General features: G+C 48.7%; 21 protein-coding genes. 1 reads left to right on the forward strand and 20 read right to left on the reverse strand.

Features of this window, described 5'->3' with window-relative positions; translation table 11 throughout:
• Positions 1–109: 109 nt before the first annotated feature.
• The 16 genes from ACAN55_RS06740 to spoIID form a co-directional block, all read right to left on the reverse strand.
• Positions 110–2842 carry an S-layer homology domain-containing protein gene (locus ACAN55_RS06740; protein ID WP_379129883.1) on the reverse strand — a complete coding sequence of 911 codons (2733 nt, stop codon included), beginning with the start codon at positions 2840–2842 and terminating at the stop codon, positions 110–112.
• A 518-nt stretch (positions 2843–3360) separates the two neighbouring features.
• The gene (locus ACAN55_RS06745; RefSeq protein ID WP_379129886.1) at positions 3361–3702 is read right to left on the reverse strand and encodes a hypothetical protein; all 342 of its coding nucleotides are present in this window, start codon (positions 3700–3702) and stop codon (positions 3361–3363) included.
• 153 nt (positions 3703–3855) lie between these two features.
• Entirely contained in the window at positions 3856–7779 is a 3924-nt protein-coding gene (locus ACAN55_RS06750) for an S-layer homology domain-containing protein (protein WP_379129889.1), read from the reverse strand.
• Between the two features lie 158 nt (positions 7780–7937).
• Positions 7938–9065, reverse strand: a complete 1128-nt coding sequence (locus ACAN55_RS06755) for a glycosyltransferase family 4 protein (RefSeq protein ID WP_379129892.1) — start codon at positions 9063–9065, stop codon at positions 7938–7940.
• Positions 9066–9178: 113 nt separating this feature from the next.
• On the reverse strand, positions 9179–9928 hold the full coding sequence (locus ACAN55_RS06760) for a WecB/TagA/CpsF family glycosyltransferase (protein WP_379130325.1): 750 nt from the start codon (positions 9926–9928) through the stop codon (positions 9179–9181).
• Between the two features lie 15 nt (positions 9929–9943).
• On the reverse strand, positions 9944–11077 hold the full coding sequence (gene csaB, locus ACAN55_RS06765) for a polysaccharide pyruvyl transferase CsaB (protein ID WP_379129895.1): 1134 nt from the start codon (positions 11075–11077) through the stop codon (positions 9944–9946).
• A complete protein-coding gene (locus tag ACAN55_RS06770; RefSeq protein WP_379129898.1) occupies positions 11053–13125 on the reverse strand; it encodes a DUF5693 family protein in 2073 nt (690 codons plus the stop codon). The genes csaB and ACAN55_RS06770 overlap by 25 nt, the downstream gene beginning before the upstream one ends.
• Positions 13126–13155: 30 nt before the next feature.
• The gene (locus ACAN55_RS06775) at positions 13156–14874 is read right to left on the reverse strand and encodes a phospho-sugar mutase (RefSeq protein ID WP_379129901.1); all 1719 of its coding nucleotides are present in this window, start codon (positions 14872–14874) and stop codon (positions 13156–13158) included.
• A 37-nt stretch (positions 14875–14911) separates the two neighbouring features.
• The gene (fabZ, locus tag ACAN55_RS06780; RefSeq protein ID WP_379129904.1) at positions 14912–15334 is read right to left on the reverse strand and encodes a 3-hydroxyacyl-ACP dehydratase FabZ; all 423 of its coding nucleotides are present in this window, start codon (positions 15332–15334) and stop codon (positions 14912–14914) included.
• A 291-nt stretch (positions 15335–15625) separates the two neighbouring features.
• The gene (locus ACAN55_RS06785) at positions 15626–15871 is read right to left on the reverse strand and encodes a DNA-directed RNA polymerase subunit beta (RefSeq protein WP_379129907.1); all 246 of its coding nucleotides are present in this window, start codon (positions 15869–15871) and stop codon (positions 15626–15628) included.
• A gap of 8 nt (positions 15872–15879) precedes the next feature.
• Positions 15880–16701: a flagellar hook-basal body protein gene (locus tag ACAN55_RS06790; protein WP_379129910.1), complete on the reverse strand. Its 822-nt coding sequence runs from the start codon at positions 16699–16701 to the stop codon at positions 15880–15882.
• Positions 16702–16755: 54 nt separating this feature from the next.
• On the reverse strand, positions 16756–17652 hold the full coding sequence (locus ACAN55_RS06795; protein WP_379129913.1) for a flagellar hook-basal body protein: 897 nt from the start codon (positions 17650–17652) through the stop codon (positions 16756–16758).
• A 45-nt stretch (positions 17653–17697) separates the two neighbouring features.
• Positions 17698–18696, reverse strand: a complete 999-nt coding sequence (locus ACAN55_RS06800; protein ID WP_379129916.1) for a rod shape-determining protein — start codon at positions 18694–18696, stop codon at positions 17698–17700.
• A 130-nt stretch (positions 18697–18826) separates the two neighbouring features.
• Complete coding sequence (spoIIID, locus tag ACAN55_RS06805; RefSeq protein WP_234530662.1) at positions 18827–19114, reverse strand: sporulation transcriptional regulator SpoIIID; 288 nt, start codon at positions 19112–19114, stop codon at positions 18827–18829.
• Positions 19115–19385: 271 nt separating this feature from the next.
• The gene (locus tag ACAN55_RS06810) at positions 19386–20132 is read right to left on the reverse strand and encodes a peptidoglycan DD-metalloendopeptidase family protein (protein ID WP_379129921.1); all 747 of its coding nucleotides are present in this window, start codon (positions 20130–20132) and stop codon (positions 19386–19388) included.
• Between the two features lie 60 nt (positions 20133–20192).
• Entirely contained in the window at positions 20193–21167 is a 975-nt protein-coding gene (gene spoIID, locus ACAN55_RS06815) for a stage II sporulation protein D (protein WP_379129925.1), read from the reverse strand.
• 11 nt (positions 21168–21178) lie between these two features.
• On the opposite strand from spoIID, the gene ACAN55_RS06820 reads away from it, so the two are divergent.
• On the forward strand, positions 21179–21403 hold the full coding sequence (locus ACAN55_RS06820) for a hypothetical protein (protein ID WP_379129928.1): 225 nt from the start codon (positions 21179–21181) through the stop codon (positions 21401–21403).
• 146 nt (positions 21404–21549) lie between these two features.
• Here ACAN55_RS06820 and murA read toward each other — a convergent pair whose 3' ends face one another.
• The 4 genes from murA to atpD all read right to left on the reverse strand — a co-directional run bounded on the left by murA (position 21550) and on the right by atpD (position 25582).
• On the reverse strand, positions 21550–22926 hold the full coding sequence (gene murA / locus ACAN55_RS06825) for a UDP-N-acetylglucosamine 1-carboxyvinyltransferase (RefSeq protein ID WP_379129931.1): 1377 nt from the start codon (positions 22924–22926) through the stop codon (positions 21550–21552).
• A 195-nt stretch (positions 22927–23121) separates the two neighbouring features.
• Positions 23122–23325 (reverse strand): DUF1146 family protein, encoded by a 204-nt coding sequence (locus ACAN55_RS06830; RefSeq protein ID WP_379130327.1) that lies wholly within the window; start codon positions 23323–23325, stop codon positions 23122–23124.
• Positions 23326–23584: 259 nt separating this feature from the next.
• Entirely contained in the window at positions 23585–23998 is a 414-nt protein-coding gene (locus tag ACAN55_RS06835) for a F0F1 ATP synthase subunit epsilon (RefSeq protein WP_379129934.1), read from the reverse strand.
• Positions 23999–24181: 183 nt separating this feature from the next.
• The gene (gene atpD / locus ACAN55_RS06840) at positions 24182–25582 is read right to left on the reverse strand and encodes a F0F1 ATP synthase subunit beta (protein ID WP_379129937.1); all 1401 of its coding nucleotides are present in this window, start codon (positions 25580–25582) and stop codon (positions 24182–24184) included.
• Positions 25583–25717: the final 135 nt, after the last annotated feature.

The raw sequence follows: 25717 nt of genomic DNA on the forward strand, positions 1-25717 counted from the left end.
CTTATTTCAATAATTAATTCATAGTCAACGATACCATTAATTTATAAAGAAAAACCCTGCTGAGATTTCTCTCAGCAGGGCATCCCTAGACTTTTAGAGTCTATTCAAATTACTTAGCTACAGCAATTGTTACATCGCCTTTTGCATGATTATTGATCGAAGATGCATCAGTTGCATCGGTCGAAGAGAGAAGTTTAACTTGGATATCTTTTGCAAGATCATCGACTGTCAATGCATTAGTAAGCGTGATTACAAAAGTGTCACCAGCAGTAGTACCTACATTAGCAACTGGAACAGCTTCACGTTTTACACCACCAACATAAACTTCGAAGTCAACAACGGATCCACCGGTCAAAGTAGCAGTTGCCAAAGCTTCAGTAAACTTAACTTCGATTGTTGATCCACTAAGGAGACGTGCAGATTTCAAAGCAGGCGCTACATTCTCAACGAAAGGTTGAGCAAACGTAATGGAATCCATTACAACACCAGCGCTTGAAGCTACGTTTCTAATAGTGAATGCACGAGTTGCAGATACAGAGATAGCATCTTGCTTAAGTGTCAAGCGAACTGTAGATTCATTACCAACGAAGATTGCTTTTTCAAATACAGTTTCGCCATCTACTAGGTAGTTGTTCACATTCAAAGCTGTAGCAGCGGATACTGGTTTATCAAATGTTACAACGATTTCGTTAGGAGTAGCTGCTACTTGAGCAGTATATCCGTTGGAAATTCCGTTTGTAGTATCAGCATCATCCAGAACAGCTGGTTTAGCAGTAGAAGCAGATGCATTCCAAGTAAATGTAATCACTTTAGCAGCAGAAGTGTTCGGTGTAGTTGCTTTATCTTGAACAATACCTGCTGGCAATGTAGCTGTGTAAACACCTTTACTTTGTCCAGCCAAAGAAACTTTGATTGTGTCAGTTTTAAGGTCACCATCTGCGTCATAAACAGCAGCGGTTCCAAATGAAGTTACTGCATACTCAACATTGTTATCAACACGTTTAACACTAGTCAAAGCATTGGCAACAGCGTTCAAAGTAACGTCAGTATCATCGAAAGTAACATACAGGAAGTCACCAATAACTTCTGTTTTTGTTACAGCAGGAGCAGTTGTATCAACTGCGAAGTTAACAACTTTAACAAACGCAGTGGTTTGTTTGTTTGCCGATGCATCAAAGAAGTTGTTAACACTTACTGCATTCAATCCTGCTGTTGCAGGTGCTGCAAGAACTACTGTCAAAGTTTTTCCATCAGTGCTACGTGTTACAGAAGTAACACCGCCACCCGCGATGAGCTTGCCTGTATATCCGCCTACTGTGAAGTCACCATATCCATTTGCTGGAGTAGTTGCATCTGTAATTACTTTCTCTGAGAAATTAATTTTGAAAGTATTCAGTGAAACAGCAGTTACACTCTCAACAACTGGCTTAACAACATCAGCATTAGTTCTTACAACAGTGAAAGTTTGGGTTCCAGCGAAGTTACCATACAAATCCAATGCTCCGAATACTTTTACTGTGTAAGTTTTGTTAACTTCTGCATTTGTCAGATCAACCAGAATATCTGTGTCGCCATTAGCAGCGATACCATTAACAGATTGCAGTCCTGCTGCAGTTACATCAGTTGTGCCATCGTATACTTTAACAGCTGTTCCAGCCAAAGCAGTCATACCTTCGGAGAAACTTACTTTAGCTTGTGTGTTAGAAGTATAACTTACAGCTCCAAGTGTTGGCGCAGTAGTATCAGCAAATGTCAGAGCAGTAGAGAAGGTAGGAACTGTCTTACCTTCGATTGTCAAAACATCCTTAACAGCAAACAAATACGCAGTATTATTTGTCAGTTTGTTAAGAACTGGCATAGTGATCAGAACTGATTTCTTATCTGCTTGAAGTTCAAATGTAGGCGATCCTGGAATTGCTGAACCATTCAGTTGGTAGTTTGCAGCAGTTTCAGCAGATGCCTCATTCAAGACTTTGTTATAAGTAACCAAGAATTTTGTTCCGGCTGGAGTGGTAACAGATACAACCTTAGCAGATTGCAAAGTTACTGTGCTGGAATAGCTAAAACCTTTGTTTGTGAAAGTGAATGGTGTAGCAACGTTTTCCACAAGTGCAGTTGTCAATGTAACAGTTGCAGTGGATTTGTCAGCGAAAGTCACCAATACAGTAGTTGCATTCAATGCTTCAGTAGAAGCGATTGCTGGCTTGGATTGATCCATATCAATTGCATAAGCTGCGCCGATTGCTACTGCGCGAGTTGCAGTTGAAGTGTAAGTCAATTCTTTAGCCATCAGACCTTTGTTGATAACTGCTTGAACATAGCCTTTAGCCCATGTTGCAGCATTGTTGTCAACGCCAGTTGTTGGTACTTCCAGTTTCAAAGCGCGAGCCAATACAGTCGCGATTTCTTGAACTGTGATTTTACCGGATGGATCAAAAGTAGTTGCGGATCTGCCAGTCATCAAACCTGATTTGTTAACAGCTTCGATGAAACCTTTAGCCCAGTGTGTGGAATAGTTCTTGTCTTTGAAAGTTGTAGTTGTAGCTGTTGTGTCCAGGTCGAACAGGTTAGCTACGATTTTCGCGAACTCAGCGCGAGTCAAGTCTTTTTCAAGATGAGCTTGACCGTCTGGGAATCCACTTACGATACCTTTCGCTGCAAGAGCTGTAAATTGTGCGTCTGCAGATGTTGCAGTTTCACCAAACGCCACAGAGGCAAACATCGAGAATGCCATTGCTGTAGATAATGCTACGGATAAAATTTTCTTCATAACCTTTTTTTCTCCTCCTTGGACAATCATGAACTTGGTATTTTCTTTAGTTGGGTAGCTCATGTCACTCATTAGCCGATGCACCCCCTTTCCCGAGTTGAGCATAGTAAGTATAAATAATGTCTGTGACGGGTATCACAGAAACTGGTAAACCACATTGTGGGCATACCTATAGTAGAACGCTAATTCTACCTTAGCATTATACTATGTGCCTCTAGTCACGTAAAGCTAAATCTTCCCAATTGGGGGTTCGGCTTTCGTACATCGCCGCTTATAGGGCCGCTGTACTGTGACTCTACATCTTAAACGCAGATGGTTTCTAAAAGTTGCGCTTCTTGCAAAAAAAATTTCAAACTTGTTATCTTTGTTACCTCGTAGCATCCCTACGTACAGTGAAGTTTTAGTGATTCAAACTCTTTCTAGTACTGGCTGGCTACGGGAATCAGTATAGCATGGCGATTCAAAGAGCGTCATCCTACAATATTTGTTAAGTAAATAACCCATATTCACCCTTATCAAACGCTGACTTTTCTATCGTTAACAGCAAAAAAAGCGCCGGCAGCGGCGCTTTTCTTCTATATACCTATATCTTAGCGAATCTTCATGGACAGCATAATGAGTTCCTGACGTTTCTCCGTGCTCGAATTCACACTAGCATAGAGATTCTCAATTGCTTCCTTGTTGTCCTTGTAGGTCTTCTCATGCTTGATGGTGGTATGGGACCAGGCGATGAGCGAATTCTCGGCAACGATCAGATCGTTATATGCATCGTGGAAGCCTGTCTCCTGCACGAGCTGTTCCATAACCTCCTGGGTAATCTCCATTACTGCCCGTTTGGCGGCAATGACTTTCTCCATTTCCTTGGCTCTATTCTCGAACTTGTTCTTCGCTTTTGTGTAATCCAGTTGTGCTTTGGATAAAATCGGTTTCATCGATGGCTTTCACCTTTCAGAACATATTAGTGTATACGTTATTGTACCGTATCCCGCCGCATATTACAAAGTCTAATGTCTCCGGGAAGCACAAAATATTACAAAAATGCCGGTCTGCGAGTATATTCGCAGACCGGCATGTCTAAAGTCCCGTTAATTAAAGTTCTTAGGGAAGATTGCCGTGCTCTTCTGCAAGAGCGCTACAGCGATTTTGCCTGCCTCTGCTCTTGTCAGTTTACCCTTTGGATTGAAATTGTATACAGGCTTCTTCTGTCCGGTGACGGTAATCGGATTCCCTTCCATGATCTTCGCCTTGGAGACGGCCTCGATCGCAGGGCGGGAATAGAATTCCATGCTGCCAGTATCCACAAACGATTTGCTGAGACTGGTTAACAACTTATCGTTATTCAAAGACATCTTAAGTTTCAGCGCCCGGGCAATCATCACGGCTGCCTGCTCACGGGTTAGCGAGATGGTAGCCCCAAAGAATCCGTCGCTTAGCCCGGTGACAATACCGGCTCTGGCTGCTGTTTCAATATGAGCGTAATCCCATGTGGCTGCACTGGATTCTGGCACGATATCGAAGAAGGTCTGTTGATCTTCATTGTAATCCAGCGGGATGTTAAGTCCCTCTACGAGCAGCGTAGCGAACTCACCGCGGGTTGTGGTGTCATCTGCGCCGAATTGATCCGCACGCAGATTCTCCATAATACCTTTGGAGTACAAGCCGTTCAAGATGTTTCTTGCCCAAGGATGGTTGGTGATATCGTTATATCCACGGCGAAGTTTCATGACGGTGTAATATCCAAATTCATCAAATGGAACGGTAACCGTATGACTCTTCGTATCTACTTCACCGCCAACATTCTCCCAGACTCCTTTGTCTGTATATCTAAATACTGTTACGGTAGATCCAACCTCATCAACAATGTTGTTGCCGAAGGACAGAGTCAATTCTCCGCGCTGGGAAGGAACGATTTTGCGTTCATAATCATAACGGGTGAAATATCCTTCTGTGGAATAAGGCGCTAGACCGTTAGTTGCGGCAATATAGCCTGTAACTCCCTTGTTCCCCTTCTCACCCAGACCACCGCTGATCCAATAAATATCGGATACACGGGAGAAATTAATGGTTGAAGCATTGGACGTAAAGTATTGGGTCAGTTCATCCGGGATATCAATCCCTGTCGCGCCTAATGGCGTTCTGGCATCCAAATCGACATTTATGGTATTGCCATAGTCATTCTTACGTTCCACGACACCATCCTTCGGATCGGCGATACCGAACAAGAGCTTCGTATCCGGATAGTATTTAGCCGCCCCGGAGGTCGTGTAACCCTTCATCAGGGTTCCTTTCGGGAAACTAAGTGTTAGTCCCTTGTTAAATACACTGTACTTCGTTGCCACTTTCTCCGCCATATACTGTGTATCGATCTGCACTGCACTAGCATAGTAGACATTGACGGTAGCATTCAGTGTAGAATCTGCACGGATAATCTGAATTTTGATTGCTGTTGCCTTATCCGGCTTCAAACCTACGAAATCATAAACAAATCTGTCTTTAATGTCTGCACGTTTCGTTGCTTCATACTTATCGATCATTACCTTCGTTGCACCTTCGGCTTCAATATCGAAACGAACAAAGTTCTTGTTCACTACGATTTGATCGCCTACGGTTGCTACCGGAGAAAGTATACGGTAAGGTGTCACTTCACGCTGCACTTCAAGGCGCTGCGTGGTACGTGCTCCGGTGCTGTTAATCAGCTCGAGAGTATACACATGGCTTCCCGGGGCATCAAATTTGAAGCCGGTAAGGCGAAGCATGAAGTCTGAGCTGTTACCTGCATAGGTATAACCATAAGTCTTGCTACCATAAGTAAAGCTGTCTACAGGTATTAACTTATAAGCTGGCTTCAGCATTTCTCCGGCACCTGATACGTTGGTGGAGAACATAATCTGGGATCCATCATAAATATTCAGAATGGTTGCCCCGCCACCCCGCAGCACAATATCGTAGTCCTGCTGATTGGTCACATATTTCTCATCTTTATACAAGAAATCAGTCGTCAGATTCAGAATCTTGCCAAGGGCATCCGCCGTATAATCGCTTAGCTTGGCGGAGGTAAAAGCAGGCCCGTTCTTCAAGACCGGGTGAAAGGATTTCAAGGTAGAACCATTAGTATCAATTACATAAATACGGAGCTCTTTTCGGATTTCCCGGCGATTACCGAGTGCATCCTTAGATATTCCGACCAGAACAATAGTGTTCTCTCCGTATACCAATGGACCCGCTTGTTGAATAGGCATCGTTTTATTAAATTTTGTCTGAGTAGTAGTTACTCCCAAATCCATCGTCACAGAATCCGAAATGCCGTTAATAAACATTTGTGTACTTTCAATGTTCTCGAAGCCAAGAAATTCACCTTTAATGGATAACGTGTTAGTCATATCCGAGCTAAACGAATAGGTCTGTCCGTCATATAAACTTTCCACATAGATATAACTCTTGGTTACATAGGTGATCGTTACATCCGTCTTCGAAGCTGAACCATTGAATTTAAAGCGAACTGATTGTTGTCCTGTCGAGAAGCCGGTAACCTGATACACTTGTTCATCAGTACCTATGCCCGTTACCCCTACAGTGACAGGTGTTAGACTAACTAGATTGGGACTAAGCGGCAGATAAGCAGCTGATAAGGTTTTGCCACTTAGGTTGGTGTTCCCTTTGACCAGGATATAGAAGTTACCGGAATCTACTTGTGCCTTATCTAGAGCTAACTTGGAGGCTAATGCTACATCGCCTGTTCCGGAGTAACCTTTAAGATAATACAGTTTGGAGATCACAATCTCCCCTGGCAAGTAGCTATACGTTCCTAATTTGGATGCCTGAAAATTACCCGCAGTGTACTTAACACCCACAATAACTTGTGTGGAAGAAGCGGGTATTACATAAGTCGTTCTGAAGGTTACCAAACGATAGGCAGGGGTTACTCCATCAGCAGCTGGAATGATAATCTCATCATTCTTATCGCCAACATTCTCAACCCACTTACCCGTAGTAGCATCCACACCATAGGACTTCAGAATATTGAAGGTTGAAGGTGTAGCGCTGTTATTTATGGTAATTACCGCATTATTCTCAAAGTCAGTACTGTTGTAGGGCACCAGCACCTGACCGATTATATGCGTAGTTCCGTCCTCAGCACTGGTTATGGTAGGGGTGCCATCTAATAAATCACTCACAATAAACGGTTTCGCCACTGACCCGTCTCCCTGCACAATCTTAAGATCCGTAAACGGTTTAGCTGGATCGAAATAGTACAGAGACCGCTTGATTGTGATGGAGTCTGAAGCATTCTGGATTACAATAACCATATTATTGTTACCGGATTTAAGGGCAAGCGCTGGCGAGAAGAAGGTACCGTCTTCCAACAACGTTGTCTGCAACGCAGTACCGCCATTGACCGCTACGGTTACTTTGGTAGCATTGGCTACAAGTCCTTTCAGTGTAACCGAAGGATTCGAAACGACAACCTGTGTTCCTTCATTGAGGTTAATCGCATTGCTTCCTCCGCCGATTACCTGAAGGGATTGAATGTACGGAATTTGATCATATAGAACATAGAACGACTCCGAACGCTCAAGCAAGCCCTGCATCCCGGAGAAGGTGATTTTGTTATAGCCGGAGAACAAACTGAGTCCGCTGGTCGTGAAGCGGTTGCCCAGTCCATTGGTTGAGTCTACATTCACGGCGCCTAGAATGACATGCGCTGAATCAGTAACCCAATTGCTTCCGCTCTGAGTGAGCTGTTCCACTTTGACCTTCATCGTGGAAGCCGTTACCTGAGAGAATGAACCTGTTATCGTCATGATACTACTACTTGTTTTATATACAGCCGCACGAGTAAGTGTACTTTGGGTAAGTGAAATGGTGCTTCTAAGATCGTTGTCGTCCGGACTGAAGTATTGTGTTGATGTTACTGCTGCCGAGACGGGTCTGGCCAAGCCCGCCGGAATTAGCGAGACGACCATAGCTGCCAGCAGCAGCCACAAGAAAGGTCTCTTGATGCGTTGCATGTGTATATCTCTCCTTTAGAATCATATTCTTGTTACCCTCTTTCTTCTCTATCGGTTTAGTCCCGAAGTAAATTTAGGAATATAAACAAAAAACTCATCCTAAAGTGGATGAGTTTAGTCGTTTAAGGTAAAAATTACAAAAATAATATCGTTGCGTCCTAAGATTTGGAACTTCTCTCCGGATCAAGCTTCACGCGCATTCTCATAATGAAATCGAGAAGCGGACGTTTCGTCTTGCCGATGAGACCGGTAATCTCTGCACCGATCTGCAGGAAGAAGAGCATCACGCAGATGACCACAAAGGTTACCCAGTTCGCTTCATAGAGTGCAGCAGAAGACTGGATAACGGCCAACACTCCGAAGAAAGCAGCAATGCCGTAAATGATCAGCACAGTCTGGCGATGGCTAAAGCCGAGCTCGCGAAGACAGTGATGCAAATGGCCTTTGTCTGGTGCAAATATCGGTTTCTTCTGCAGCTTACGGCGCACAATAGCAAAGAATGTATCTGACAGCGGAACACCGATAATCAGCAAAGGTGTAATAAAGGATACGACCGCGATCTGCTTAAATCCAAGCAAGGCCAGCATAGCGAGGCAAAAGCCCAGGAACAGTGATCCGGCGTCGCCCATAAAGATCTTCGCTGGATGGAAGTTAAAGAACAAGAAGCCTACAATACTGCCGAGGAGCAGTATACACAACATGGCAACCGCGACATTACCCATAATCAGAGCCATCACAGCAATCGTAGCAATCGCAATACCGGATACACCGGCTGCCAGCCCGTCCAGTCCGTCAATCAGGTTCACAGCGTTCGTTACCCCAACGATCCAGAAAATGGTCAGCGGGATGGAAATCCAAGTTTCAAGCGTAGAATACGTATTATTAAAAGGGATATTTACAAAGTCCACAGTAATTCCAAATCCGAATACGACAATACTGGCTGCAGCAATCTGGCCCAGCAGCTTCACCTTGGCTGACAGCTCGAAACGGTCATCCAGACCTCCAAGCAATACGATCAGTCCGCCGCCGCTAAGCAGCGCTTTGATGAAGTTAGCCTCCCGTGGAGTGAAATCATACGGTATAAATTGCAACACGGCCAAGAGGCCTAACACAAACGCCAGGAAAATACCTAATCCGCCAAGGCGAGGCATAATCTTCGTATGCACTTTACGGGCATTGGGCACATCTGTGGCACCAACCTTGATGGCGAACTTCTTCACCAGTGGTGTCAAGCATAGTGCGAGACCCATGCACACGATAAATCCGGCGATGTATATGATTAACATTTGATCAGTCGACCCCCATTTCTCTACCGCATTGAATTATACGCTGATGTAAAAGTAAATTCCAATTCTGAAATTGGGCTATTTTTTGCATTTTCACAGGGAATATCGTCATATTACACAACTTTTGTGACCTTATCTTTGTCCCGCAGTACTTTTAATGCGAATTTCGGCAGCGCAAGCATTCTCCGGTAGCGTGTCGGCTCCTTCAGCAGCCGGTAGAACCACTCCAGCCGCAGTTTTTGGAACGCTTTGGGCGCCCGGCGGCTTTTGCCGGAGATGACATCAAAGCTTCCACCCACACCCATCATCACGGGGATGGCCAGCTTGGACTTGTATTTGGCGATCCACGGCTCTTGGCTGTCCGCCCCGCGGGCAACAAACAAGATATCAGGATTGGCAGCCATAATTCCAGACACAACGGCCTCATCCTCATCCGGTCCGAAGTAGCCGTCACGGAAGCCGACAATCACGATACCAGGGTATTGCAATTGTAATCTTCGGGCTGTCTCAGAGATTACTTCAGCGGTTGATCCGAGCAGATACACCTTCCACTGATAGCTTTCTCCCGCCTTCAGTAATTCATGTAGGAGATCAAAACCTGCTACACGCTCCTTAACTGGATTACCACAGTGCTGGGCCGCCCAAACCACTCCTGTTCCGTCCGGAACCACCAATTCTGCTGAGGTCATGATCTCCATGTAAGCCGGATTCTCAAGTGCACTCATTACCATGATCGGATTGGCTGTAATTACCTGATGCGGCCTCCGGGAAGTAATTACTCCAGTTAAATAGGCCACTGTTTCCTTCAAATCAAGTTTGCTAACGGAAATCCCGTAGATAGGCACCGTGGGTATAGCTTTCATCTCGCTCACTTCAACTCATCCTTTATGACTTAAATATCCGGCGATATGCCGGGCTGGCGCTTGCGCCTGGTGAACCAGGGTGGAGATGGCTTCCTCCCGTTCATGCTTCCAGCCTGTTGAATTCTGCAGCAGCTGACCGATCTCAGAAGCGATCTTCCCGCCATCCAATTGTGCTGTTGATCCTACCGGCTGACTTCCGATCCGCTTCAGGAAATGGTCAATCTTCGGATCATAGGATATGCCCATGAGCGGCACCCGCTGCCCTGCGGCATAAATCAGGCTGTGAAGCCTCATGCCCAGCAGAACGGAACACTGAGCAACCTCCCGCAGCATGTGCTGCGGGTGTACAGCATCCTCACAGATGCTGACCATCCCGCCGCTTTGTACTACTGACTCTCCTAGGCGTTCCATAATGTAACGGGAAGCTTCAATATCGGAAGGCAGATGGAAAGGCAGAAAGCGCAGATGCAACGGCTGCGCAGATGCAGCCTCCCGCAAGCCTTCAGCAATCGCGTCCAGCTCACGCCGGTCGCCCTCCCAGAACCGCACGGATATCCCGATCACCGGGATAGCGGTTTCCAGCGGTTGATCCCCCAAGCCCTTATCCTGCACAGGTAAAGATAAACCCATAACCGGGTCAGGCACGACCTCGATCTTCTCTCCATCCAGCCCCATACTGGCTAGCAGACTGCGGGATTGTTCATCCCTCACAGAGATGTACGCGCATTTACGAAATACGGCTTTAATCAGCGGATGGAACAAAGGTCTGTTCACCGGCCCGATTCCCTGGGCGTAGATGAAGGTCGGCTTGCCCAGCCACTGGGCAAGCTTGATAATCCCAAGGTAATAAGGGATGGTCTTGCTTCCGGTCACATCCTGCAGCAGGCTGCCGCCGCCGCTGATAAGTCCTGCGCTGTCCATAAGCGCCTTGCGGACTTCACCAAGCTTCATGCGGTGTACGGCTTGAACTCCGTATGTGGCTGCCGTCCACTGCGGATCAATGGACAGCACAACCGGTTCTATTCGTATTCCGGAAGCCTGCGACTGTTCCTGAAGTGCGATAAGGATCGACTGCAGAACCGCTTCGTCACCGCTGTTGCGGTAGCCGTAGTAACCGGATATTACTATTTTTTGAGCAGTGGGGACCATCGTTTCCAACACCCTTCAGCAATCTGCCATGCAAGTACGGCAATTACACCAATGATGGCTCCTAGTCCAAGGCCCAGTAGTCCGCGGATCAGCGAGATCAACAGCGGAGAATGGATATGGGCAAATGTATCTACCATCGATAACTGGCCAATGACAGCGATAATCATGAGGAAAGCGGCATTGCGGTATCTAAGCGCAAGGAACGCTCCCAGAATGAACATCGGATGGGCCAGAAGGAATTCTTTGTTCCGCGGACGGACATGAACCGTGTTCTCCAGGAATGTGCGGAATGACATCTCCAGTGAGCTGACACTGCCGTTATTACCGGTACGGCTCAAATAATAAAGACCAAGTACACCCACAACGCCAGCCGCGACGACCATCGCAAGCGTAACTGGCGTACGCAGCAGCTTACCAGTCTTGTTGAAAGCAAACTCCCCACGGTACAAGAGCACGTACAGCCCTACAAGCGCTATCGGCGCAAGATGCAGCAGACTGACTCCGCGGAACTGTTCAAGTACAAGACTGTAAGTAATATTGTTCAGCAAAGCCACTACAAACGGCACCGCACTCAGTGAGATCAGCGCTGTCTTCACGTACAGTACAATACTGTGTGCGAAGCGGCGCTGCGGACTCATCATGGCATACAAGCCACCCATCTTCACCTTCTTGCCGGACAGATTCCCGGCAGCCGAGCCGCGCAGTGGCGGACCGAGCGCATTCAGCTTGCGGATGGCCAGAATCGTTCCGACCGTTGGAGCACTAATCGCTGTGGCAAGCGCGAGCGCCTGCTCGAAGAGAGCAGGTTTCAGCACCATAAGTCCGGCGCTGCCAAGCAGTCCAAGTGCCCAAGCCGGAAGCGTCAGCCAAGGAATAAAGTACGAAATCATCAGCGCAACCATCGAAACCGCGCCAATGACAGCAATCAGTTTGAAATAACGCTGGAATGAGGAGTCCACAACTTCAAAAGCTGTAGCTTGCCCCATGGTAAACCCGTTGTCTTCAATCTTCTGGACGGCACCATCCGGTCCGCTAAGACTGGTCACAAGGTTGTCCAGCGTATCCGTAACCTTGCCTTTGGTCAGGTCACGGGATGCAGCCGTATTCAGATACAGCATGCGGATATTGCGGTCTTTCGTTGCCAGAGCGAACCGGTCGGCAATGACCTCCGGATCCAGTGCTGAATCCAGATCACTCAGCGAATAAAGACGGGCCACATTGTAATCCAGCTGATAGGACAGTTTATTGAAGCCCTTCTGCTGCGATTTCAAATTCTCGATGGCGGCAATTCCGATGCCGCGCTCCTTGAGGAGCTCGGCAAATCCGGCTACACTGCCCAGGTGCGCGTCATCAGAGAACCCTTTTACCGTATCCCCTTCAAACAGAATGCGTGTGACGCCCACCGATTTATAATAGTCGAGCAGCTTCGCTACAGACTCCTGATTATAGGCTATAGAGTCCACAAGACGCGGAACGATATTAAACCCTTTGTCACGCAGCATTTCGATCGTAACCGGATCAGGCTGCATCGGCTTCAGCGTAGCATCCTCCAGTGGTGTTTCAATTATTAACCCCTGCTGCCCGCGCTGACTCCATTCTCTCGTAGTAATACCGATAGTGCTGAAGGTATCGCGGATAACTGGTGCCAGTGCATTATAATTATCACCACTGGTAAAAAGCACATACGTGTAGTTCTCATTCTCCTGCACAACAGTGTCCGTCAGTTCAGCCGCATCAATGGAATTCCACAGCATGACCTTACGGGCTTTGCGCAGATCATCCAGGGTGCTCTCATACACAGCCATACTCTGTACACCGGCACTCTTCAAACGGTCAAGCTGCTGATCTATATAATCCTTCGGTTTGGCCTGGTAGCTGGCTACGTCCACCAAATCCCGATAATCAAATACAATTTCAACTGTCTTGGAGGATTTCTCCGTCTGCAGGCGGTCATAGGCGACAGGTAAAGCCGCTACCAATCCTACTACAACCATAATCCACAGCCACTTTCTTGAAGCTGTGTTCCAACGCTGCCATTTTTGCTGCACTCCAAGTACCTCCTCTTTCAATTCTACCCTTTAAACGCCGTCAACCCGTCCCATAACCTGCTGGGTGAGCGCAGCTACTTTATCCTTGGCATTCTGCAGCGACTCGCCCCTTACCGCAAAATAAACCTTAATCTTCGGTTCCGTTCCGGAAGGACGCAAGCAGAACCATGATCCATCGGCGAGCATATATTTCAGCACATTCTCCTTCGGCAGTCCGTTAATGCCCTGCGAATAGTCGAGAATTTCAGTTACAGCTGCACCGGTGATTTCCTGCGGCGGATTACTGCGCCAGTCGTTCATAATGCCCTGGATTTGAGCCACACCGTCTTTACCCTTGAGTGTGCGGGATTCCAGGCTCTCCAAGAAGTAACCGAACTGCTCATACAGCTCTTGAAGCACATCATACAGGGTTTTACCTTGAGCCTTATAATAAGCTCCCGCTTCAGCAATCAGCATCGCTGCAAGTACAGCATCCTTGTCCCGGGCATAGTTGCCCGCCAGGTAACCGTAGCTCTCTTCATAGCCAAACAGGTAGGTGTAATCACCAGAGGCTTCGAACTGGGTCATCTTCTCCCCGATATATTTAAAGCCGGTCAGGGTGTTAAATACGGTTGCTCCGTAATGACTGGCTACCGCAGCACCCATCTCGCTGGTTACAACGGTCTTCACGACCGCCCCGTTCTTCGGCAGCTTGCCTTGCTCCTGCAGACGGCTGAGGTAATAGTGAATCATCAGAGCGCCGGACTGATTGCCGGAGAGAACAACAAACTTCCCTTCATTATCACGCACCACTGCACCCATCCGGTCTGCATCCGGGTCGGTTCCGATCAGGATATCCGCATTCAGTTCCTCGCCCAGCTTCATTGCGAGTGTGAACGCCTCCCGCTCCTCAGGATTCGGCGATTTCACGGTGGAGAACTCAGAATCCGGCTGCTCCTGCTCTGGTACAACAACAACATCGGTGAATCCGATCTTGGACAGCACTGAGCGGACCGGAAGATTGCCAGTACCATGCAAAGGGGTATAGACAATCTTGAAATCCTTGCCCAGACCTGCCTTTATCTCTTCACGGGCCACACTAACAGCAGCTACGGTATCCGTGAAGGCTTCATCTTCCGCCTCACCAAGCCAGTGCAGAAGACCTTGGCTCTCCGCTTCTTCCTTGGAGACACGTTTCACGGCATCAAAGGAATCCACTTCTACTATGTAGGAAATGACCTTCTCCGCTTCATCCGGAACAAGCTGGCCTCCCTCCGCGTTATACACTTTGTAGCCGTTGTATTCGGGAGGGTTATGACTTGCCGTAATTACAATACCCCCTGTTGCTTTCAGATGGCGCACACTGAACGAAAGCTGTGGTGTCGAGCGCAGGGAAGGGAACACATGAGTCTCGATTCCGTTGCCTGCAAGCACAAGCGCAGCTTCCAGTGTGAATTCAGGGGAATACCGGCGGGAATCATGGGCGATGACAACAGAGGGTCTGCCCGCCCCGTTATGCTGCTCCAGGATGTATTTAGCGAAGCCTTGCGTTGCTCTTCCGACGGTATAACGGTTAATCCGGTTGCTGCCTGCGCCAATCACACCGCGCAAACCGCCTGTACCGAACTCGAGGTCTCTATAAAAACGTTCCTCCAGTTCCTTCTCGTCATTCTCCAGAGCGCGAAGCTCATTCTTGGTCACTTCGTCCACCAAATGATCTTGGAGCCAACGCTCCAGGGTTTCTGCGGCTTTCGGGCTTAATTGTGTCATATGAATCTCTCCTTCTCCATGTATGTTTGTGTACACATTAACTCAGAGCGAACATAATTTCACCGGAGGCAACCACTTTGCCATCTACTGTGGCTGTGGCTTGTCCTTTACCAATGCTTCCTTTCAGACGCGTAATTTCAACTTCGAGTTGCAATGTGTCTCCCGGCACTACCTGTCCCCGGAAACGGAAGCCGTCAAGACCGGCCAGAAAACCAATCTTGCCGCGGTTCGCTTCGACACCCAGAATAGCAACAGCTCCCACTTGGGCCAGCGCTTCTGTAATCAGAACCCCCGGCATTACCGGGTACCCGGGAAAATGTCCGGTGAAGAACGGTTCATTCACAGTTACGTTCTTAATGCCTACTGCCCGTTTACCCATTTCAATCTCGATAATCCGGTCCACCAGCAGAAATGGAGGCCGATGGGGTATAATTTCCTGAATTTGATTGACATTCATCATTGGGATAAGAATCCTCCTTGGAATCGTCTAAACGACTAATTCTTGCCGTAATGCATAAATACGGGAACCTGCGGTAAAAACTATATCCATCCTTCACTCCCTGCAGAAGTGTAGGTTCAGATAAGGGGCTTTCTCCAGCGCAGAAGAGCAGCATTTGCGGAGAGGGCCCTTTTTACCAAATATAAGCCTGCAAGCCCCCCTCATTATACATTTTTCCGCATAAAAAAGAAAACTCCCTTGTGTCACAAGAGAGTTCCCTAGAGCCCCCAAATCGGGGGGAATGTATTGTAATTAAGGAGCAAAAACCAGATCATATACATGCTTCCAAGTACTCCATTCAAACACATCAGCAAGTTCCTTCTTGCCAAGAATCACGTATCCGGCGGCCATTCCGCCTCCAAGCGCTGCTGCAAGCAGCAAGGGAATCAGGAACACCTGAATAATCCCCCATACGGGAACCCTGCGTTTGGTTGTGGCCGGCTGCTGCTTCTCTTCCTGGTCCATCTCTAGCTGTCCGTTCTCTTCCTGACGACTCATTCCTTCACCTACCCGCGCATGTTATTAGCCAGACCTTGCATCTGATCGCTGGAGGTAAGTGACCGGGCTGCCAGTTGATACGTGCGCTGAAGCTGCATTAGTTCCGTCATTTCTTTATTCAGATCGACGTTAGATTGCTCCAGCCACCCGGAACGTACACCTACTGCCGATGCTTCATCTGCTGCTCTTTGCACGAATGCCTGCTGCTCTGTCACTCCATCCGCCAACACATAGAAGTTACCATCTACAGCACGCAGGGAATCTCTGCTTGTCGGCTCTACAATCATTAGTCTTCCCGCAACTTCAGGAGTAGCATTCTCATTTGTTTTGGTTAGGACCTGACCGCTTTCGTCAATCGCCACACTAACTCCAACCGGAACCGAAATCGGCGTACCCTCCGAGCTCAGAACAGGATTATTCGTGTTGTCTACGAGAATCATATTGGCTGGGTCAGTGGTGTCCGGTGTGAAATGGAAATCACCTTGACGCGTATATGCGGTACCGCCATTCACTTGTACTCCGAACAAACCGTTGCCCTGCAGCGATAAATCGGTAGGATTGCCAGTCTCCTTAAGCGTACCTTCTTCCCAATTGTCGGTAATCGAAGGCACCCGCACACCAAAACCAATATTGAAGCCCATCGGCATGCTGCGGCCTTCCAGCTTATAATCATCCGACTGCTGCTGAACACGGGTCAGAACATCCTCAAATGAGGCTTCCTTGCTCTTATACCCATTGGTATTCAGGTTGGCAATGTTGTCGGCAATAATATCAAGACGCTGCTGCAGACTGGACATGGAGACGGCCGCACTTATTGTGGAATTATTCATGAAGAGCTACCTCCTAAAAGCTTTACGAAGTAAAGCTCGCTTCGTAAGCATAGTCTATATTTTGCCGACATCGTTGACGGCCTTTTGCAAGCTGCTATCATAAAACTGGACAACCTTCTGATTGGCTTCATATGCACGATATGCGGCGTTGAGATCGACCGTTACCTGTGTAGCATCCACATTGGAATTCTCCAGATATCCCTGACGGACCTGCAAGTTATCACCATCAGCCGCATAGCGGACCGCTGCAGCCTCCGGATTCTCAGCATGGAATACACCATTACCGTCACGCACGAGCTCCATCGGTCTGGTCACAACACTTACCCCTAGCCGAGCTGTGGAGCGCTGACCTGTATTATTATCAATGAGAAAGCCCTGTCCGTCTACCATGAGGCCATCCTCTGAAACCTTAAGACCATTGCCAAAGTTATTCAAGTTGAGCGGCTTTCCGTTACTGTCCAGAACCTTATATCCTGCCGAGCTCAATACTTCCCCTGTTGGGCTTACCGAGAATTTACCATTGCGTGTATATAGCACATTGCCGTCGTTATCCTGTACGGTGAAAAAAGCCTGAGGTTTATAGGTTACCTCTCCGGTTGTACCGATATGCTTGCCTGAGCCGTCGAATATCATCGGCGCGCCTGTTTCGGGATCAGTCAGCTGTAAATCGGCGGAAAGTGCAAAATCGACAGTCTTGCCGCTTTCGATCAGATCCCCCTGCAAATACTGGGAGACGGATTGTTCGGCGAACACGCCTGTGTTCAAGCGGCCGATGGACTTGCTGGTACCGCCCTGCATGGCAGTGACCAGTACATCCGGAAACGCATGGCTTACGCTGTCAACCTGCTTGTACCCCGTTGTATTTAAATTGGCGATATTCTGCGTTGCAGTGTCATGTCTGCGCTGCTGCGTAACCATCCCGGCTGCAGCGGTATATAATCCTCTAATCATGAGGGCAGTCCCCTTTCCAAGCTCATAGGCTTATTATCGGCAGAACTAGAATTTTTTCTTAATCACCTTGTCCAAATGATCCAGCATAATTCCCGTTCCCTTCACTACACAATGCATCGGATCTTCCGCAACCCAAACCGGAACGCGCAGCTCATCGGCGAGAAGCTCGTCCAACCCGTTAAGCAGTGCACCGCCCCCGGTCAGGACAACCCCGCGGTCGATAATGTCAGCTGATAATTCAGGCGGTGTCCGCTCCAGCACAGACTTGGCCGCCGCCACAATGGATGAAACCGGATCCCATAGTGCTTCCTGCACCTCGCTTGCGGAGATGGTGAGGGTCAGGGGCAGACCGCTTACCATATCACGGCCGCGGATATCCATCTCGGCCTTCATCCCGCTTGGACGCACGGTGCCGATTGTCAGCTTGATGTCCTCAGCAGTGCGCTCCCCGATCAGCAGTTTATATTTCTGTTTAATATATCTTAAAATGGCATCGTCGAACTTGTCCCCCGCGACTTTAATCGAGGAGGCGGTAACGACGTCGCCCATAGACAATACGGCTACGTCCGTCGTTCCGCCGCCAATATCGACGACCATGTTCCCGCTAGGTTGATAAATATCCATCCCTGCACCGATAGCAGCAGCTTTAGGCTCTTCTTCCATGTATACTTCTTTAGCCCCGCTGCGTTCTGCCGCTTCACGGATAGACTTCTGTTCTACCGAAGTAATGTTGGTGGGCGCACAGATCAAAATCCGGGGACGTGAGTACCAGGTACGGCCACCGACGCGGTCGATGAAATATTTCAGCATCATTTCAGTAATTTCAAAATCTGCGATAACGCCATCCCGCAGCGGACGGATCGTTGTGATATTGCCGGGCGTACGTCCAACCATGCGACGTGCCTGCTCTCCCACCGCAAGGACCTTCTTCGTGTCACTTTCAAGTGTGACTACAGAAGGTTCATCCAGAACGACTCCTCTCCCTTTGACATGAATAAGCACATTAGCCGTGCCGAGATCGATTCCGATATCCTTGCTAAACATAGTGAAAGAGCCCCCAAAGTGTTATTTTGATTAAAAAATACGGATGTTAGTGCTAAATTTAAAAGTACCATACTTTAGGGGAAATTCACAACGTATAATGCCTGAAAAATTCCTGAAAATTCCGAAAATGTTATGTCTTCGACGCTACAGCCACTTCACGCTTTTTTCCAGTCGTTTTTTTATATTTAATCTTTGTAGCTTCTCCCCCCCGAAGATGGCGTATCGATTTGTGATATTCGAGAATGTGCTTCACCTGATCGGCCAAATCAGGATTGATCTCGGGCAAACGCTCAGTCAAATCTTTATGCACCGTGCTCTTCGAAACACCAAATTCCTTGGCTATGGTCCGGACCGTGTGCCTGGTTTCCACGATGCAGCGTCCGATTTTGATCGTACGTTCCTTGATGTAATCGTGCACGCTCCCGCCTCCCAACTGTGGATAGTTTGGTACATTATATGAGGGGCGGGCCTATATATTCGCGCTTTCAGGACGTGACAAGCCCGGGGAGACTCATTTTATTTCATGGACAACTAGTTCATGCGGGAAAACCTCTGCTTGGATTGAAGCGGAAGGGGTGGGGGAGGCGCACTGTGTTACTTGGTAAGTATCCGCCCGGGGAAAGTTGCACGCGCTATGATCCACAAAAAAATAAGGCAGGGAGAAATCCCCCGCCTTATCCGCACTGCTATTAACGACCCGGGAGCAAATCCGAAGGATTCACAGGTGCACCATTCTCATGCACTTCAAAGTGTACGTGGTTGCCCAGGTTCTTCTCCATTTCGTTACGGCCAGACGCCGCCAGCGTATCCCCTTGCTTAACCTCGTCACCTTGTTTGACTTTGGTTTCGCCTACGCTTTGGTACACGGTCATCAGATTGCCCGGATGGGTAACTTCAATGACGGTACCGATGACTGGAACATCTTCAACTCTGGTCACTTCACCGCTGAGCGCCGCTTTGACATCAAAGGTCTTGTTGTCTTCGCGGGCAATATCGATTCCGGCGTTCGGCAAAAAGGTGTCGTTATATTCCACCATGGCTTCGATATGGTTCTGTTCGGTTCCATTCTCATCATAGTACGGCTTAACGACTTCCACCTCACCCGGATTCGCTACGGGCCAAATAATATCCTCGGCTGACGCAACAACTTCCACAGCATCCTGATCCCCGGTTGTATTTCCGCTCACATCGTTGGATACCGAAGTATCTTGCTGTGAGACAACGGTGGCGGCGTCATTAGTCAGCGACTTTTGGCCGGCATCCTGATAGACCCACACCAAGGTTAGTATAATTGCCGCTGCTGCTGTGTAGACTGCCGGGAATACCCAACGTTTCGATAACAGTCTGTTCCACGAAGAAGGCTGTGCGCCCGATTCTCCCTGATTTTTTTTGAGAGACTCTTCATGGTTTGGTTTGTTTTTGTTCTGTTCATTCATATCCTATCACCTCAGTAACCAGTGTTACCGGGCGTTTGGCTTTTATACGTATCTTGCAAGTTATTTTATCAGAAGAGTTGAGACTTGCGTAAAAGAAATTCCGCTGTAATAGTATTTGAGAATCCGCGTGGCCGTTTCGCCCTCCTTCGCCATTCCGTTCGCGCCCCATTGGCTCATGCCGACCCCGTGCCCGCTGCCGTAGGTGGTAATGGCAATACTGCCGTTCTTTATCTTCCAGGTGAACTGGCTGGAGCGGAGCTGCAGCTTCTCACGAACCTCCCGCCCGGTAAAAACGGTTCCGCCGATGGAAATCTCTTTAATCCGGTGCCCCGAAGTTTGGGAGAGCACCTTGATCTGCGGCGCCTTATCTGTAGAAGCCGACAACGTCTTTGTCCTCTCATACTTTGTGGATTCTCCGAGAACGGGAACCGCCCCTTTGCCGGAGGATGTACTGTGAATCCCAAGCCTGGCTAAAAAGTCGGATGTTCTGAAGGTTGTCGTAACGGCAAATTTCGGATCAATCTCTTTCTCCCACGGACTGGCTACGCTGCGAAGATACGGCACCTCCGCGCTCCAGTACTCCTCCGAGTTCTCCGTATACCCTCCGCTTGCAGAGAAGAAGGAAGCCGTAATCGGCTGACCCTTATACGTCATGACAACCCCGCGCGTCTCCAGGACCGCGCGGCGGAGCTTCGCCAGCTCGGCGCTCTTGCCGCCGTGCTCCCACTCCCGTTCCAGCTCAGCTTTCGATACGTAAGCCTGGTGGCTGACCGTATCGGTCACATCCGCGCCCGGAACGGGGATGCCGCTTGTGTCGCCGGCGACAAGGCGGCGCAGGATGAAGGTGCGGGCCGCGACGGCCTGGGCTTTGAGCGCTTCCAGCTCAAAGTCCGCCGGCATTTCGGCCGCAACCACGCCGGTGACGTAGTCCTCCAGCGGCAGGCTCTCTATTTGTCTGCTATGCGACAAATAGACGCGAATGACCGGCTGCGTATCAGCAGCCGGGGTGTCCGGAGCGGCCGTAGCCTCAGGCACGGCCGGAGCAGGTGTCGGCCCGCGGTGCAGCGGGACGATCACCAGCGGCAGCAGCAGCGCGGCCAGCAGCGGCGCTGCGAGCCAGACGGCGGGGACGGCGTGCCGGAGGCGCCGGGTTCCGCTGGGAGGCGGCGACCACCGCCGCTTGCCTATGCGCCGCCGCCAAACACGGAAATCTTTCATCTCTATCGGCCCCTTTCATGTGCTCTTCTGATTCTTATAGATATGAATTATGAAGAACTGCTAGAACGCCAAGTGAGAGAAAGAGAGTCGATTGGAATGTTAATCAGGACATAAAAAAAGACTGCAGCGTAATCCTACCACCGCCGCGAAAGCGGTCAGTTTATGGATTACGGTGCAGTCTCTACGAATAAGCTAACAATTATACCCAGGTTGCCTGAACTTGAAAACGCGGTTTGGCTTCTTCCGCCTTATGCGATTCGTTCTTAACCACTTCAGCTTTAACAGCCTCTTCTTTGGCAGTCTGCATTGCTGGTTCATCCATGCTGATCCGCCAAATATCCGCACCAAGCCCGGACAGCTTCTCGGCCAAATGAACATACCCGCGGTCAATGTGATGCGTTCCGCCAACTTCCGTTGTACCTTCCGCAACAAGGCCCGCCAAAATAAGCGCAGCTCCCGCACGAAGATCGGTAGCGCACACTTTAGCACCCACCAGACGGGCATTGCCCGTTACAATTGCGGAACGTCCTTCGATCTTAATCTCAGCGTTCATATTGTGGAATTCGTCGACATGCATAAAACGGTTCTCAAATACGGTTTCGGTCACGACACTGGTACCTTCGGAACGAAGCAGCAGCGCCATCATCTGTGATTGCATATCCGTAGGGAAACCAGGGTACGGCAGGGTTTTGAGATCTACGGCTTTAAGCGGCTTATCCCCAATAACACGGATACCATTCTCGTCAGGGATAATCGTCACGCCCATCTCTTCCATCTTCGCAATAACCGGACCCAAATGATCTGCAATGGCACCTTCCACATACACATCTCCGCCAGTGATTGCAGCTGCGGCCATGTAAGTACCTGCTTCAATACGGTCAGGAATGACATGATGTTTCACACCATGCAGCCGTTCCACGCCTTCAATACGGATCATTCCTGTACCCGCACCGCGGACAATACCGCCCATGCCGTTCAGGTAGTTCGCCAAATCCACAATTTCCGGCTCTTTCGCCGCATTTTCAATAACGGTAACGCCTTCTGCCAGAGCAGCCGCCATCATTATATTTTCGGTTGCACCTACGCTAGCCACATCCAGGTATACCTTGGCTCCACGCAGACGCCCGTTGCTTTTCGCTTCAATGTACCCTTGGCCGAGACTGATCTCTGCACCAAGCGCTTCAAACCCTTTTAAATGCTGATCAATAGGACGTGTTCCGATCGCACAGCCACCTGGTAAGGAGATCCTTGTACGACCTAATCTGGATAAAAGAGGACCCATAACTAAAAATGATGCCCGCATCTTACGCACCCACTCATAAGGTGCCTCACAGGAAGATAATTCTCTTGCATCCACCTGGATAATATCGTTCTCGTATGTAACCTCTGCTCCCAGAGATTCCAACACCTTGCTGATTGTCATAACATCATCAAGCGGAGGTGCGTCAACAATAACGCTTACCCCTTCTTCTGCCAATAGAGAGGCGGCTATGATCGGTAGTACGGAATTTTTTGCGCCGCTAACTTTCACGCTCCCGGTCAATCTGTTGCCACCGCGGACGATAAATTTGCTCATTACGGTTCCCTCCGCGCCCATTATTTCTTGAATAAAATTGAATTAAAAAGTCAAATGCTACAAGTTGCCATTTCCTGTCGATCTGCCCCGTATTACAGGGAGAATCCTTAAATTTCAGTGTTGACATAATAAATTGTTATTATTCGGCGGATTATCGCCAAACACCTACGACATTAATAACCTAACTACCCGCCATTAAAACATGTAACGGATCTGGCCGCTCCAGCTCAGATAATCAAGCAGGAACCCCGCGACAAAATGACCCAGTACAATGGCTAACAACAAATGCAGAAGACGCCCTTGTGGACTCTTGGGATATCTTATGACCAAATCGAGCTTAAGGTTCTGCAATGCCCACCAAGATAATGCAACACAGAGTAACGATATAATCATTGACATTAGCCCGCTAGTACCTATGTTTTGAGATACACCGGGTATCAAATCCTCCACCTGTTCACCCTCCGTGTTAGTCATACTCGGAAATCGACTCTTATATCATACTTGTGTAGTGGAAAAGAATCCAGTACTTTTACAAAATTCATAGTTTCTTATTTTTATACCGTACATACGTTCCGAAATCCGCATCTATAAGGCTATTTAAAGCGTTTTTATGCTAAAAAAAGCAGTCAAGCCCTAGGGCCCGACTGCATGTATATAACTATTGTCCTTTACCTCCGGACACTTTAATCCGTGTAACAGCACGCTGCAGGGCAAGCTCTGCACGGCGGTGATCGATAGCATCCTGCTTGTTCACGCTCTTGAGGCGGCGCTCCGCACGTTCCTTAGCAGCTTCCGCACGTTCAATATCGATATCCACAGGAAGTTCGGCACTCTCAGCTAAGATGGTCACCTTATCTTTACGCACTTCAACGAAACCGCCGTGAACGGCGATTGTGATCGTGACACCGTCTGCTTTGACGGATAAGGGAGCCACCTGAAGCGGAGTTACAAGCGGAATATGTCCTGGCAAAATGCCCATTTCACCTTCTGCACCACGCACGGTCAAACTGCTCACCTGCTTGGAGAATACGAGGCGTTCAGGTGTGACTATTTCCAACAAAAAGGTGTTCACTTCCATTCCTCCTAAATGCTTTACGAAGTAAAGCACGCATCGAAAGCATCATCTAAGCTTTGAGAAGCAAAGCTTGCATCGAAAGCATCAACTTAGCTTTGCGAAGCAAAGCTCGCATCGAAAGCATCAACTAAGCTTTACACAGTAAAGCTTTCATCGAAAGTACTATCGCACCGTTCAAGATTACATTGATTTCGCTTTTTCAACCGCTTCTTCAATCGTACCTACAAAGAGGAATGCTGCTTCCGGAAGATCGTCATGCTTACCATCCAGAATCTCTTTGAAGCTGCGCACGGTTTCTTTAATCGGCACGTATTTGCCTTTGAAACCAGTGAACTGCTCGGCTACGTGGAACGGCTGCGACAGGAAGCGCTCAACCTTACGGGCGCGGGCTACGATAACCTTATCTTCCTCACTCAGCTCATCCATACCCAGAATCGCGATGATATCCTGAAGCTCTGTGTAGCGTTGAAGCAATTGCTTAACGCCTTGAGCTACGTTGTAGTGCTCTTCGCCAACGATTTCCGGTGCAAGCAGACGGGAACTGGAAGCCAGCGGATCTACTGCAGGGAAGATACCTTTCTCGGAGATTTTACGCTCCAAGTTGGTTGTAGCATCCAAGTGGGCAAACGCCGTTGCTGGAGCCGGGTCAGTATAGTCATCCGCAGGAACGTAAATCGCCTGGATGGATGTAACGGATCCTTTTTTGGTGGAAGTGATGCGCTCTTGCAGCTGACCCATTTCTGTAGCCAGCGTAGGTTGGTAACCTACCGCTGAAGGCATACGTCCGAGCAATGCGGATACTTCGGAACCCGCTTGGGTGAAACGGAATATATTATCGATAAACAGCAATGTATCGCGGCCTTCCACATCACGGAAATATTCCGCCATGGTCAAACCAGTCAGTGCAACGCGCAGACGCGCGCCTGGCGGCTCGTTCATTTGTCCGAATACCATTGCTGTTTTCTTAATAACACCGGAGTCGGTCATCTCATGGTACAAGTCATTACCTTCACGGGTACGCTCGCCCACACCAGCAAATACGGAAATACCGCCGTGCTCCTGTGCGATGTTGTTGATAAGCTCCTGGATAGTTACGGTTTTACCTACGCCGGCACCGCCGAACAGGCCGACTTTACCGCCCTTGGCATAAGGGGCCAAGAGGTCAATAACCTTAATTCCAGTCTCCAGAATTTCCGCTTGCGTCGACAGCTCGTCGAACGTCGGAGCAAGACGGTGAATCGGGTTCTTCTCGGCTGCAACGATTTCTTCGCCGTTATCGATCGGATTACCCAATACGTTAAATACACGACCAAGTGTCACTGCGCCTACAGGAACCGAAATTGGGCCGCCTGTATCCAGTGCATCCAGTCCGCGAACCAGTCCGTCCGTAGATGACATAGCAATACAACGTACCAGATTATCACCCAAGTGATTGGAAACCTCAAGTGTTAAATCTATCTTGCGGCCATTTTGCAGGCTGGTTTCAATCTTAATAGCGTTGAATATGTCGGGCAGCTGGCCGCGTTCAAATTCAATATCCACAACCGGACCCATAATGCTTACAACGCGTCCTTTGTTCATCTCATATTTCCCTCCTCGGAAGCTGTTACCTACGAAGAAACGACTGCGCCGTCCTATCAAGAGCCTAAACTCCTAAAACGCGGATGATAACACACCCGCCTAGACGGCACCCGTCTCCCGTTAATATAAGACAGA

This window comes from Paenibacillus oryziterrae (genome assembly GCF_042610485.1).
In the GTDB taxonomy this organism is placed as follows: Bacteria; Bacillota; Bacilli; order Paenibacillales; family Paenibacillaceae; genus Paenibacillus_AQ.